General features: G+C 28.9%; 17 protein-coding genes. 15 read left to right on the top strand and 2 right to left on the bottom strand.

Annotation, left to right across the window (positions count from 1 at the left end; translation table 11 throughout):
• From ACEN2H_RS15095 to ACEN2H_RS15080, 4 genes are all read left to right on the top strand, one after another.
• On the top strand, positions 1-1,002 hold a 1,002-nt coding region (locus ACEN2H_RS15095), incomplete at its 5' end, for a BspA family leucine-rich repeat surface protein (RefSeq protein ID WP_441733785.1).
• A complete protein-coding gene (locus ACEN2H_RS15090; protein WP_441733784.1) occupies positions 992-1,315 on the top strand; it encodes a hypothetical protein in 324 nt (107 codons plus the stop codon). The genes ACEN2H_RS15095 and ACEN2H_RS15090, both read left to right, overlap by 11 nt.
• Positions 1,316-1,421: 106 nt before the next feature.
• Positions 1,422-2,492, top strand: coding sequence for a hypothetical protein (locus tag ACEN2H_RS15085; protein ID WP_441733782.1), 1,071 nt, complete (start codon positions 1,422-1,424; stop codon positions 2,490-2,492).
• A gap of 208 nt (positions 2,493-2,700) precedes the next feature.
• The gene (locus tag ACEN2H_RS15080) at positions 2,701-3,996 is read left to right on the top strand and encodes a BspA family leucine-rich repeat surface protein (protein ID WP_441733780.1); all 1,296 of its coding nucleotides are present in this window, start codon (positions 2,701-2,703) and stop codon (positions 3,994-3,996) included.
• Positions 3,997-4,065: 69 nt separating this feature from the next.
• On the opposite strand, the gene ACEN2H_RS15075 is transcribed toward ACEN2H_RS15080, so the two are convergent.
• On the bottom strand, positions 4,066-4,896 hold the full coding sequence (locus ACEN2H_RS15075; protein WP_441733778.1) for an IS3 family transposase: 831 nt from the start codon (positions 4,894-4,896) through the stop codon (positions 4,066-4,068).
• Positions 4,897-5,113: 217 nt separating this feature from the next.
• Positions 5,114-6,097, bottom strand: a complete 984-nt coding sequence (locus ACEN2H_RS15070) for a helix-turn-helix transcriptional regulator (RefSeq protein ID WP_441733776.1) — start codon at positions 6,095-6,097, stop codon at positions 5,114-5,116.
• A gap of 425 nt (positions 6,098-6,522) precedes the next feature.
• Here ACEN2H_RS15070 and ACEN2H_RS15065 point away from each other — a divergent pair, with 425 nt between their 5' ends.
• The 11 genes from ACEN2H_RS15065 to ACEN2H_RS15015 all read left to right on the top strand — a co-directional run.
• Complete coding sequence (locus tag ACEN2H_RS15065; RefSeq protein ID WP_441733774.1) at positions 6,523-7,176, top strand: hypothetical protein; 654 nt, start codon at positions 6,523-6,525, stop codon at positions 7,174-7,176.
• A gap of 51 nt (positions 7,177-7,227) precedes the next feature.
• Positions 7,228-7,590, top strand: a complete 363-nt coding sequence (locus ACEN2H_RS15060) for a hypothetical protein (protein ID WP_441733772.1) — start codon at positions 7,228-7,230, stop codon at positions 7,588-7,590.
• 447 nt (positions 7,591-8,037) lie between these two features.
• Positions 8,038-8,277, top strand: coding sequence for a hypothetical protein (locus ACEN2H_RS15055; protein WP_441733770.1), 240 nt, complete (start codon positions 8,038-8,040; stop codon positions 8,275-8,277).
• A 17-nt stretch (positions 8,278-8,294) separates the two neighbouring features.
• Positions 8,295-8,603: a hypothetical protein gene (locus tag ACEN2H_RS15050; protein ID WP_441733769.1), complete on the top strand. Its 309-nt coding sequence runs from the start codon at positions 8,295-8,297 to the stop codon at positions 8,601-8,603.
• A gap of 273 nt (positions 8,604-8,876) precedes the next feature.
• Positions 8,877-10,244: a hypothetical protein gene (locus ACEN2H_RS15045; protein ID WP_441733767.1), complete on the top strand. Its 1,368-nt coding sequence runs from the start codon at positions 8,877-8,879 to the stop codon at positions 10,242-10,244.
• Positions 10,245-10,334: 90 nt separating this feature from the next.
• A complete protein-coding gene (locus ACEN2H_RS15040; RefSeq protein WP_441733765.1) occupies positions 10,335-10,727 on the top strand; it encodes a hypothetical protein in 393 nt (130 codons plus the stop codon).
• Positions 10,728-10,818: 91 nt separating this feature from the next.
• Complete coding sequence (locus ACEN2H_RS15035) at positions 10,819-12,189, top strand: toxin-antitoxin system YwqK family antitoxin (protein ID WP_441733763.1); 1,371 nt, start codon at positions 10,819-10,821, stop codon at positions 12,187-12,189.
• A gap of 51 nt (positions 12,190-12,240) precedes the next feature.
• Positions 12,241-12,471: a hypothetical protein gene (locus ACEN2H_RS15030; RefSeq protein ID WP_441733761.1), complete on the top strand. Its 231-nt coding sequence runs from the start codon at positions 12,241-12,243 to the stop codon at positions 12,469-12,471.
• A 103-nt stretch (positions 12,472-12,574) separates the two neighbouring features.
• Positions 12,575-12,919, top strand: coding sequence for a hypothetical protein (locus tag ACEN2H_RS15025; RefSeq protein ID WP_441733760.1), 345 nt, complete (start codon positions 12,575-12,577; stop codon positions 12,917-12,919).
• A 185-nt stretch (positions 12,920-13,104) separates the two neighbouring features.
• Positions 13,105-13,230 (top strand): HTH-like domain-containing protein, encoded by a 126-nt coding sequence (locus tag ACEN2H_RS15020; RefSeq protein WP_441733787.1) that lies wholly within the window; start codon positions 13,105-13,107, stop codon positions 13,228-13,230.
• A gap of 82 nt (positions 13,231-13,312) precedes the next feature.
• The coding region (locus ACEN2H_RS15015) for a hypothetical protein (RefSeq protein ID WP_441733758.1) at positions 13,313-13,896 on the top strand (584 nt) is incomplete at its 3' end.

The raw sequence follows: 13,896 nt of genomic DNA, 5'->3' as shown, positions 1-13,896 counted from the left end.
GTATCTAATGTTACTAATATGGAAGAAATGTTTGCTGGAGCGAGTTCATTCAATCAAAATATTGGAAATTGGGATGTATCTAATGTTACTAATATGGAAGAAATGTTTGCTGGAGCGAGTTCATTCAATCAAAATATTGGAAATTGGGATGTTTCCAACGTTATAGGTATCAAGAGAATGTTTCGGTCGGCAAGTTCATTCAATCAAGATATAAGTTCTTGGGATGTGAGTAATGTGACTGTTATGAATTCTATGTTTTCGAAAGCTACTGCTTTTAACCAAGATATAAGTTCTTGGGATGTTAGTAATGTGACTGATATGAATTCTATGTTTTTTCGAGCTACTGCTTTTAACCAAGATATAAGTTCTTGGGATGTGAGTAATGTGACTGTTATGGGTGGGTTATTTGCTGAGCCTAGTGAAAATAACATATCAAAAATGAAAAACTTAGGACAATTAATTCAAGAATTTGAAACTAATAAAATTAAAAAAATATACATCATAATTTATGAAATGTTTTCAGGTGGATATCAGTTAAAAGATGGATATACAAAATCCAAATATGACGATATTATTGATTGGGTTAATAAAGATAATTTTAGTGATTTCGATATCCAACTTGGATATACACATGATGTCAACAAGCCTTTTTTTGGGTCGTTTTTTTATTCTGGTGTGGTACAAGAATTGAATGTAAGTTGGTTTTTTAGTAAAATAAAAGAGTTTGTTGAGCAAGTTAAAGATTACGAAGATTACGAAGATTACGAAGCGGATGCCCTATATGAATTAATGGAGTATCTTGAAAATGAATGTGATGTTCAAGTAACTAGTGAAATGGGACTAATAGGAGAAGTCGAAGAAGTTAGTATAAGTGATCAATTTTTAGTAACTGAAAGAAATTTAATAATAGACATTATGCATAAAGGCTTTGAAAATGATATTGAATTTGCTGTTTCTGATGAGGTTAGAGATATAGATTATAAATTTATTTTTGAAAGTTAGGCGTTATTATGAACCTTATTTTGATGTAAGTTTACCTTACTATAATTATTCAGAATACTTTATAGGACTTTCTACATCTAATGATTTCTCAGACATTGAATGGTATAATTATGATGAAAATTGGGATAAAGGTTTTGATCTTATTAAAATAGTAGGACTTATAAGTGTCGCATTATCAAATGAGGATTTTATTGATAATTTCAAATTTTTTGAATATTATAACAACTTTGAATCTATAGAAATAAATCAAGAAATTGATTATGAGAAATTGAAAAAGGATTGGTGGTCTAACCCCCTAATAATCGGACTTTAACATTTTAAGCTTTTCTTATATCACCATAGTTTTCAGTAATTGAAATCTTCAACAAAAAATTAGATTAATTCTATTAACTAATGTAAATCAATAAACTAATTTTAAAATGTTTAAATTATTTAAAAAATCACCAAATTTGAAATCTATTCTCGAAAAAAAACAAGCAGAGTATGAACCATTGTTTATTGGTTCAAAGAAAGAATTTAATAAATATTTTAGTGGATATGGAAGAAACCTTGTACAAACCATTACCAAATCACATAAAAAATCTATCGGTAAATGTGAACACTGTGGAACAAGTGACCACCAACTTGAAGCAGCACATGTAAAAGGGAATGATAGAAAGGATATTATTGATAGAATTATCTCCAAGTTTGAAAGTAACGGAATTATTGAAATTAGCCTTCATTTTTTTGAACAAGAGTTTATAGTAGCTCACAATCCAATAAAAGAAACTATAAAAATTCTATGTAAATCCTGCCATAGAGAATATGATAATGTACCTGCTACAGCGATTAAGGCAAAAGAGTCCCCTATGGTTAGTATCGCTAACTATTATGAGGCAGCAAGACTTGAATTTAGGAAAAAAGTTATCGAGCAATTAAGTGAGAGAGATAAGTTTACTATTTTTATTACTAGTACAAATGAAGCGTCTACGATGTCTAAGCAAGAGTTTTATGATACGTTTAATAATGTAGCTTCAAGTGATTCATATAAAATAAAAGGAACTTATAGTTATACTAAAACACCTCAAAAGACATATAAATATATATCTAATAGTAGTGAAAGGAGTAAATTAAATAACATCTCAAATTTAAAAATAGCTAAACATCAAATACCCGCCATGACAAAAGATGAAGCTATTAAACCAAGCAAACAAAAAATAGGAAAATATGTTCAAGAAACTTTCAAGAAAAATCTAGCAAAGATTGATGCTACTGAATTAACAAAACTTCAAAATGCTGAATATTGTAAAACAACTTTTGATATACAATATCCACTTCTAAAAAAGGTAATACGTTCAGATTCAGAAAAACCGGAAAGATACTGGAAAGATACTGTCGAAATTTTAGGAGCTAAATATTGGCTGTGTTCTGAGTGGTATGAAAAGAAAGAGAATAATGATAGGCCTTATTATGATAAATGGTTAAAGAAAATAGGACATAATTATAATTAAATTAAATTGGTTGACAGATTACTTTGAATAAGCTAACTATGAGATTTGTTGATAGAGACTTAAACCAACAATTCAAGATTGTAAAATATTAATGGAGTTTTGTAAAAAAAGATATTATATACCTCTAGCGAAAAATTATAAATTCTAGGTAAAAACTACAAACTAAATAAGTGAACTATTTGATAATTTTAAATAAAAAATAATAAAAATGGGACTATTTGATTTTTTAAAAAAAGACAATTCACAATTAAAATTCAATAATGAAACAATAAGAATCGCCGTAAATGAATGGTGCAGTGATGAGGCTTCAGCTGCAAAAAAGTATGACCATATATCTCAATGGAATACTTCTGAAGTAACTGACATGTCAAAACTTTTTTTAAACGCTCATAAATTTAATTCCGCAATTGGTAATTGGAATGTAAGTTATGTAACAACGATGCATGCTATGTTTCTAGGAGCTACTGCTTTTAACCCAGATATAAGTTCTTGGGATGTGAGTAATGTGACTGAAATGAATTCTATGTTTTCGAAAGCTACTGCTTTTAACCAAGATATAAGTTCTTGGGATGTGAGTAATGTGACTAATATGAGGTATATGTTTTTTGGAGCTACTGCTTTTAACCAAGATATAAGTTCTTGGGATGTGAGTAATGTGACTGATATGAATTCTATGTTTTCGAAAGCTACTGCCTTTCACCAAGATATAAGTTCTTGGGATTTGAGTAATGTGACTAATATGAAGTATATGTTTTTTGGAGCTACTGCTTTTAACCAAGATATAAGTTCTTGGGACGCTTCAATAGAAATTCAAGAGAAAGTTCAAACAAAAGATGTAAAACTATATCATGATAATGGTAAATTAAAAACACAAGCCACATTAGATGCAGAGGGTAACCCGCAAGGGAATTGTAAAGAATGGTATCCAAGTGGCAATATTTTTAAAGACCAAAACTATAAGCATGGAGCTCCTCATGGAAGTATGAAAGAATATTTTGATAATGGAAACATTAGACAGGAATATAATTTTAAAAATGGTCAACATCATGGGATAAGTAATGAATTTTATGAAGATGGAAGTAAAAATATAATAGTTACTTTTAAAAATGGTCAACATCATGGAATGAGAGAACAATATTATCCTTCAGGTAATTTAGAGACAAGAACAACGTATGTAGATGGAATGATAGAAGGGGTGCATATTTACCTTAAAGAAGATGGTGAGGTTATTGAAGAAAAAATCATGCAAAAAGGTCTTGATATAACCATGGAGCTTATGCAATTAATGATGGAAAATAATTCTGAGCATATGATAAAAGCTGGTTTAATTAATGCTGGTGCTCAAGAATTTGAGATTGGAGAATTTTTTCAAAAAATATATGAATATTATAAAAAAAATAATTTAAGTGTTGATCCTGCCATGGCATATGCATTAAATAAATTACTTAAAGAGGGTAAAATAGATAAAGATTTTTATGATTTATGTATCTCAGGTTTAGGCTAAAATTTAAATATTGATATAGATAATATTAAAACGAAACAGTGGATATGCAAATAAAAGCCGCAGTATTAGTTAAGCAACATTTTTAAAATTATTTTTCTGTTTCCAGAATTCTTCTATTGTTTTGTAATCTAAAGCGGAATGCCTTCTTTTTCTGTTGTACCAGATTTCAATAAATTCGAATATATCGAGTTCCATTTGCTCTTTTGATATAAGCTTATTGCCATAAATCTGTTCCGTTTTTAAAGTTTTAAAAAAGCTCTCAGCTACCGCATTATCCCAACAATTCCCTTTTCTGCTCATACTTCTTGTGATCATTTTATAGGAATCAATCACATTGGTAAACTTCTTGCTGGCGTATTGAACACCTCTGTCAGAATGAAATACCAATCCTCTTACAATGCTTCGATTTTTAATAGCCATTCTCCAAGCCGCCAAAGAAGTTTCCTCTACACTCATCCCGCTGCTTAAACTCCAACCTATGATTTTTCTATCGTAGAGGTCTAAAACGGTTGTCAAATATAAAAAGCCTTCTTTTACTCGGATATAGGTGATGTCCGACACCCAAGCTTTTGACGGTTCTGTAACCGTAAATTCTCTGTTCAAAACATTGGGAACTATTAAATACTTATGCTTGGAATTTGTTGTCACCTTGAATTTCTTGCTTAATTTGCTTCGTAAACCGAGTTGGTTCATATATTTGGCAACTGTAACCCTTGATGTTTTATTGCCTAAAAAAGCCAATTCAGCAGTCATTCTTGGACTTCCGTATCTCTGTTTCGAGTCAAAATAAATGGAAGTTATTTTTGATTTAACAAGTTCAGCTCTTTGTTTTCTCTCTGAAACAGACTGGCTTTTCCATTGATAATAACTCCTTTGACCAACTTGCAATACTTTGCACATCTTTTCAATCGGAAATATCTTTTCATTATTTTTATGAAAGTATAAATCATCGACCGTTTTTGGAAAAGATGCCTATAGGTCATGTTAACTTAGCCCTCACAGAAAGTTAAGAAATAATCTTAATTTTTAGCATGTCCATATATTACTAAAGACGAGCAGCATATTAGGTCGTTACGCCCGTGTCATTTCGGACGGCGTTAATGATTATTAATTTCAACTAATTCAAACGTTTAGCATAATTTCTAAATCTACCCAGAAGAAATTTTAATTCATCTGTATCATATACTTTTATGTGGACAATGCAGAATATTTTCTCACCATCAATATTTACTTCTTTTTCAATCCCTTTTGGTATGCTTTGAGTATGATGGATACTATTTTTGGTAACATAAGTACAAGCCCATCCTGTAAATTTTATTCGAATGACTACCGGTTCTTTATCGTTAGGATTATATACTCCAATACAATATTTGAAATAATTCTTTAAATCTACTCTTTCTGCCAATTCCTTATACTTATATTTCATTTCCTCATTTGAATTTAGTGTTGATTTTGCAGGAAATATTTTCAAGTTTTCAATCATATCGACTCTAAAATTCCGAATACTATATTCAATACTATTTTTTTTGTAGACACAACCAAATAAATAGTACAAATTTTCATGTAATCTTATTTGTAAAGGTGCAATAGTATATTTTTTGAGCTCATTATTATCGACTTTTCGATATTCAAATTCAATAGCTTCTCCTTTTTTCATATATTTAATAATATCAACACATAATTCTAAAATGATATCATGATTTTGTTCTATCAGGCTTTTTGAAAAATAAGTTTCATCCTCCCAATACTCTTCGTCAATATTATATTTTTCTTTTAATTCTTCTTTTAGCCAATCAATAATGCGTAAATCCTTTTCAGAATTAAGAATGCTAAACAGGATAGGTAAATCGAGTTTGTATTCCTCAGGAAGTCTCATTTGCTTTTTGGAACTGACATAGCCAGATATTTTATATTTTCCTAATTCATAAATAATATTGATCCCTCTACTCAACATTTCTTTTTTATCTCTTTTGAATGTTATGTTGGCAATTTCGATGTCTTTATAATCTTTAAAATACGTAAGAATCTCCTTCAGGGAAGATGGTTTTGACGATAAAAGTTTTATCAGGATTGTTATGCGTCGCTCTTGTTTTTCACTCATTTTGTATTTATTTTCTATATAAAAACAAAGGTAATTAGAACTGGATCATTTTAATGATACAGTTGGTAATTAATTTTGCAGTGTTAAGAAGAAATTTTTTCGCATTTAGTTATGCTATCTGCGTTTTTTTGTAATTATTTTAATAAGTTTTCAATAAAAATTCGGGTCTATTGTTGTTTTTATTTAAATATAAATCAAAAAATTGAGCTATTGGCATTGTTATTATTGATTTTTAATCAATTTAAGGCCATTTGACACTTGACAAAACGCATCTAGTATAAACTGTTAGGTAATTCATCAATTTTATTTTGAGTGCTAAATTACAAGCAAATAATAAAATTTATTAGAAGTATAACTTTAATAAAGGTTACTTATTTTTTAATACAGAAGATTTAATTTTTTTAAACCATCTAAACCAATATAAAATGCAAAACAAACATCAAGTTCACAATTTAATTATTTTAGACGAGAGCGGCTCGATGGACTCTATTAAATCATTAATTATTAGTGGTTTTAATGAATTAGTTCAATCTGTAAAAGGAATTGAAGAGCAGTTTCCAGACCAAAAGCATTTAATATCGATGGTATCCTTTAATGATTTCAACAATAAAATTCTTCATTTTGCCGACCCGGTTAATAAATTGAATGTCATTAATGACAGTACTTATAATCCTGCTTCTATGACTCCATTGTATGATGCCATGGGATTTAGTATTTCAAAATTAAAACAGCATTTGGAAGGTAAAGATAATTATAGCGTCTTGGTCACTATTCTTACCGATGGGGAAGAAAATGCATCCAAAGAGTATACTGGATTGACGATTAAGAATCTAGTGGATGAATTAAAACAACAAAAATGGACTTTCACTTATATTGGTACCGACCATGATGTTGAAATAATGGCTGCCACTATGAATATTCATAACACAATGTCTTTTGATAAAAATGTTGCAGGAATCAAAAGAATGTTTATCAAAGAGTCTAAATCAAGAGTGAAATACAGTTTAGACATCAGTAATGAGGAAAGTACCAATGATGATTTTTATGCTACATTCGATGAAAATGAGTTGAAAAAGTAGGGGTTTATTGAATAAAATTAATCTTGTATTTAAACGTTTAATTAGAAACATATGAGCAAATATCTAAGTCCTAATATTAAAAGGAGTAAAACCTTAAAGGAATTTCTAGACCTAGAACTCTCTGAATTACTTCCAGATCAAGACACAATGATTAAAAACCACCTTAATTTAGTTGCCTATCTTGAAATGGAATCTCCTTTATTCGTATTAAGAAAATTTAAGCACCATAGTAACAGGGGAAGTGTCTATTCTTTTGAAAACCATTTATTTACCGTTTCGGATAATGAACCTGCTCTGTGGGTTTTTATGGAGTCCTATTATCAATCCAATTTAGATTTTCTAAATCTGATTCAAAATCAAAGATTTCCTATTGCTTTTGCTATAAAAAAAGAAGAAAAGCAAGGGAATGTTTGAGAAACCAAAGGAAGAAAGCATAAAGATTTTTCAGCTAACGGTTGGAAACATTGCCATATTTTTCAGTGTTCTCCTCTAGGAGAGTCAATAGATCATAAAAATGATTTAAAAAGGAGAAGCCTCCGCTTGTTAAGTCCTTTAAATCATTTTCCTTTTTTCTCGCCGAGAAAGTATGCAATGCCTTTTGATTATGGGGAAAACAAAGAGTGTATAGAATATGTAATATGATGGCTTTACAATCATTTTTACACTGATGCAAATAAAACCTATTTCAAAGCCTTTGTTGAAGGCCAGAATTTTATTATACCAATTGAAGAACCAAAAGACATTAAAATTGATTATTCAATAAAAAATAATCATCATTCTAAAACTAAGAAAGCAGTAAAAATTATTTCTAATCCAAAAAACACAAATAAAGTAACTCTAACTGCATCAAAAACTAATAATATGGAAGGTCAAAAAGAAACTACTTGTTTTAAAATATCTCAAAATTGGTATGGTCAGGGTATTTTAATTACTGTAAGATTCAGTAATGGTAGAATATATCAATACAATCATGACTATGTGCATGATAATATAATTTTACACATTGGACAATTAGCAAGTTGGGAAAAATATGGCTATAATTCGAATTCAAATAATATTCCTAATATCGCTAAACCATTTGTAAATGAAATTATTAAATAAATTTTAATTTTAAAATTATGCAGCCAATAATAGGAAATCACATAGATAAGATGGAGAGGCAATTTCCATTAACATTAAAATTTCAACTCATAACTTTGTTAAAACAATGGTTATTTACAACATCAGGAAATACAATAGGAGATTTGAAAGGTAAAAGTAGTAACCCTCAGGCTCTGCTATGGATTAAGATAAATAATTACTTATATAGAATCAATGCTGATACTAAGAGAGAAGGTGTTATCGCATTTTTAAAAAATGAATCAAAAAAAAAACTCTTGGGTAATAATCCCAACAGAAAAGTCAGGGGAACTTACAAAAGTGACTAACGATATTAATCATAATTCGATACCGGGTTTATATATGTATAAGTCAATATAATTTATGTTTTAATTATAGATAACTTCTTGTAAAATATAAATCTACTTAAGAATACAATTTTATTGATTGACACAATTAAGTTCAATAAACACCTTATAAATATCATTTTATGAATTGAAAATTACTTATTAAATTGAGTTTATTTATTCGACAAAACAGTTGCAAATGTTTTATGATTATAAAAAAAGCGAACCTTTTTATTTACTAACTAATTTTTAATTATGAAGAACTCCACCAAAATTATTTTCGTAGTCAGTGTTTTAGTCATTGTACTCCTCAGTATTCAGAATTACTCTTGCAATAGACAAAAAGCAGCTCCAAAGCCCCTAGTTGTTGGTAATAACCACGTAATGAACCATCCACCACTTCCGGGGCTAGATATATCGTATCAGAAATTTGAAATTGATCCAACGAAACCTAATATTTTGTATGCTACTCATGGTGCAAAAATCAGCATACCTTCCAATGCCTTTTTCGATAAAGTGGGCAATGTTATCATAGACAAGGTAGAAATTTCTTTTAGGGAGTTTTATAACCCATTGGATTTTTATTTGGCTGGAATACCGATGAATTATAATGATAAGGGAATAGAAAAAGTATACGAATCTGGAGGAATGGTTGAGATAAATGCTATGTCAAACAATAACGAATTATTCGTAAATCCTGAAAATAAAATCAAAGTTGATTTGTTTAGTTGGACAAAATCAACAGATTTTAATTTATATGATTTGGATAAAAGCGCGGGGGAATGGGTTGAGAGAGGAAAAGATGCTATAAGTACTTCAATCGAAGATGAGGAGTTGAACGCATTAGCCCCAATCCCGCCATTACCCAAAGTAGCCACTGTAGTGGCTTTTAAAATAGCAGATAATACCAAATTATTCCCTGAAATTGAAGGGTTTAAAAATGTATTATTTGAACCCGTTGATGTTTCTAAATGCACTATTTCGGACGCTCAAGAAATGAGGGTTAAACCTCTTAAAAATGGAGTTTATGAAGTAATCTCTATTGTTAAAATAGGCAAATTAATAAAGGTAAATAAGTGTAATTGTTATTTGGCTTTTGAAGCTGGAATAGAATACAACGAAGCTTTGACGCAATATCAAATAAAATACAGGGATTTATTAAAACAAAGAGATTTAGTTAAAAAGCCCTGGACTGATTATTATGCTATTATTAATAAATATCGAATTCTGGATGTTAAGAAGCTGAATGGTCAGGAAAAAATTATCAGAACATTAGAAATCAATAATTTTGGATTTGTTAATTGTGATTATCCTACCAGTATTCCAACATTTGGAGAAATAAACCCTTTGTTTGTTGATGTAAATGGAGTGTCTATAGCGCTGAATAATGTTGTTTTAGTTGAAAAAAACACCAATACCTTGTTTAGATACCCAACAACAATAAAATACAACCCAAAAAACGATAATGTGCTATGGGGTTTGACTAAAGACAATAAACTTGCCTATTTTAAACAAGCTGATTTTGATCTTTTGACTAAAACGACTGCAAAACAAAACGTTCCAATGCACATCTATAAACAGGAATTGAAAACGTATGAAGAGATAATGAAGGTTTTATTTTAAAGATTACCAGTTTAAAGCAAAATACACAGAACCGTTGTTGTAGTAATCCTACCTAATTATATTTTATTTTTTAACCTTAAATTCTTAATTATGAGAAAATTAATTTTCACCTCCATAATACTTCTTAGTTTTATTTCCGATGCACAAATTCACAATGTTTCAGGGAATATTAAGGCAAAATCATCTTTTGAATTTACAAATGATGATTATATAGGCTATTGGTATAGCAAGGATTCAACACATCTTGTGTTTTGGAAAGACTGTAATAATGAAATGCAGTTGGTTGAATTTAGTGATAACTCTGGAACTCCATTGGAGCTTATTTCGGCCAATTTTAATAAAACTAATTTATATGTAAAATCAAACTTCAGGGAAAATAATTGGGTCACGGAATCCGAATATACATTTGTTGATAGTTACACTTTGAAATGCACTATGACTGGTGCTGGAAATTCAACGATAATTTATAAAAGGGTTAAATAATTTATTGTTATAAATCAAAAAAGTAATTTTATAATGATGTGTTGGGGCTGTTTCAATCAACATTTCTAACATATTTAACTTATCTGCAACTATGAAAAGCATATTTTTAATTCTAATCCTTTTTTTTAATATTTCAGGAAAAGCACAAACCGAAAAAGTATATTATAATTCCAATTGGGATTTGACAAATAGTAATGATTATGAATACTATTTAGAAATTGATAAGTCTAATAATAAAAATGAATTCAAAACCTTTTATAAGTCTGGGGAAGTAAAATCAACGTTTTACTGCTCAGAAATTAATACTGAAGAAATATCAAAATCAAAGTTTTACTCGAAATACATTGAGTATGCTAAAGATGGAACCTCACTATGTGAAGGAGAATTTGAAAACGGAACCAAAATTGGTAAATGGCTTTATTATTATGATTCCAAAAAAATAAAATTTGAAATCAATTATTTCAATGATAAACAGAACGGAAACACTTCTACTTATTTTGAAAATGGAAACTTAAAATCAGTAGGGGATTATTCTGACGGAAACAAAACTGGTAAATGGGTTTACTATGATGACAATGCCAACAAAAGCTATGAAGAAACCTATAAAGAGGGCAAATTAAATGGGAATTATATTAGCTATTTTGACAATAAAAAAATATTTCAAAAAGGAATTTTTACTGATGGATTAAAAAAAAGCAATTTGCTTACTAATTATAATGATGGAGGCATTAAAACAATTGTTGAATACAATAAAGACAATCGAAATCCAATTTGTCATGAATGTAACGAGTGTAAAAACTGCAAAATTGTCCTCACTAATTTTATAGAAATTGATTATTTGACTAATAAAGTTTTTACTTATGGACGCAATTATTTTCCCAATGTGTTGACTTCTTATCAGGAAATGGATATAGTTTCGGGAGTCTATGCAATTGAGAATGAGAAATTTTTTCACACAGGCCTAATAAGTGACTTCAAAGGTAAATTAATATCTACATCCGTTTTTGTTAGTCCTTTATTTGACGCCATATATATATCTGGTATTTTAGTGTTAATATTGGTTTTGATTTTATTAGTCTATCTCTATAGAAATAAACTAAAAGAAACGATTATACCTTTCAAAGGAATTATTTACAATCAGAAAAAAAACATGTTTTTTTATAAAAGAAAGCCAATACTATTATTTGATGACCAAGAAAAAAAGTTGTTAATCTATCTTTTGGAACATTTAAATCAATATCTCTCTTTAAACGAATTGAACCAATTATTTGAAAACAAGCCCGAGACTGGAACTTATGCGGCCACCATAAAAAGGAGGGAACTAATTATAAATAGTTTTCTTTTCAAAGTGTCGAAGCTAACTGGAATTGATGAAAATGAATTATTAATTGAAAGAAAAAATGCAACTGACAAACGAATTAAAGACATTTGGTTATTACCAAATTTACTGGAGATAAAGTAGAAAATTACTAGCTCAAAAAATATACTTTAGCACCTTTGCAAATAAGACTACATGATGATGGCTAAATTTGATACAGAAGATTATGGATCTGCTATAGCTGATTTTGATAAAGCTATAATTTTGAATCCAAACGATAGTGATTCTTATAGTCTTAGGGGGAATACTAAGCTTCTAATTGTACAAACTCAAAGTGCTTGTTTAGACTGGCATAAAGCAGAGGAATTGTTAGATAAAGAAGCCTCATCCTCATTACAAAATATTGTAAGTGACACGGAGCTATAGTTAAATGTGAAAATTCGTTATATTTATAAAATATATGTGAACATTTACAAAGCTAATACGAGAGTTATTTGATAATAAGTAATAAACACAAAGACAAGTAAACATGACGAAAGATATAGCTATAAAACAAATAAATAATAAGCTAAATTTAAATTTAAACTCCACTAATACTAATTGGTCAAACATCAATTCAAATGGAATTTGGTCTATGGAACCAAATTGTGCTAGAAAAAAACATAAATTGTACTTACTACTAAACAATAATCGCTCAAAAAAAATACATGTGTTTGAAATTCCAGCGAATCATGCTGTTTATGACAAATTTTATATTAGAAATGATAGAAACGTTTATAGATTATTGTTTAACGTGGGAGATAATGATTTTATTGAAACCTTAAATCATATAAACTTAACAAATTTCTATAAGGGACTTATAGATTATTTATAAAATTGAAATCATTTACAATCATACTATGGAGAAAAATAAATTAATATATTAAATAAATTAACTTAAAAACAGGAAAAATGAATATTAAAGAATTAGGTAGTAAATTATAAGAAATGTACACTAATACCCCAAAAGGTGAAGCAGTAGCAATGATTCATTTATTTGGAATATAATACGCAAAAGAAATTAACAATAGTGAATATTCAAAAAAAGATATTGAAAAAACTTCGGGTATTTCAGAATCCTATCTTACAGAATTAACTAAAGGAGTAAAACTGGCTGAATATGTTACTCCAAAAATTAATAAGTAGTAAAAAAGGTCTGATGCACTAGTGCATTTATAAATAAATGACAAGGGGGGACATATAATATTACAAAGAAAAAGCATATTAGATGGGCAATAAAGCATTAAGCAAAATAAAAAAGGTATTAAACCAACGAGATTATGGTCAAATTGATATAGGTATAGAACTGATTCGCTCATTAGACCAGCCTGATTTATTTGAAGACCTTTTAGAAGGATGTAAAATCAATGAAAATGGAGAAATTATTAAAAACAAGTTTTTTTCTGGAACTAAACCTACACAGCCCTATCTAGACTATAGCATTTTAACACTTATTAATTTTGCACCGGATAAAGCTAATTTAGACGTTAGTCTAATTGTAAAAAACATTAAGAAATTAAAATTAGATCACTTTGATAATTTAAATTCATTAACAAACTTTATAAATTTAACCGAATTAAAACATGGTGATTTCTACAAAAATAGATATTATAGACATGCCATAACTAATCTAGAAGGACTAATTAACTGTACTAATTTAACAGTTTTAGAGTTTGATACCAGTCTTGGCATGAGAAACCTCACTAATCTTGATGGGTTAATCAATTGTTCAAAACTTACTAAATTGAATGTTCAATATTGTGATGAACTCACCAATTTGGATGGTATAGCAAACTGTTTAAATCTTACCAA

Source organism: Flavobacterium sp. W22_SRS_FP1 (genome assembly GCF_052113685.1).
Taxonomy (GTDB): Bacteria; Bacteroidota; Bacteroidia; order Flavobacteriales; family Flavobacteriaceae; genus Flavobacterium.
Note: the sequence above shows the minus strand (reverse complement) of the source record. Positions and strands in the feature narration are given on the sequence as shown.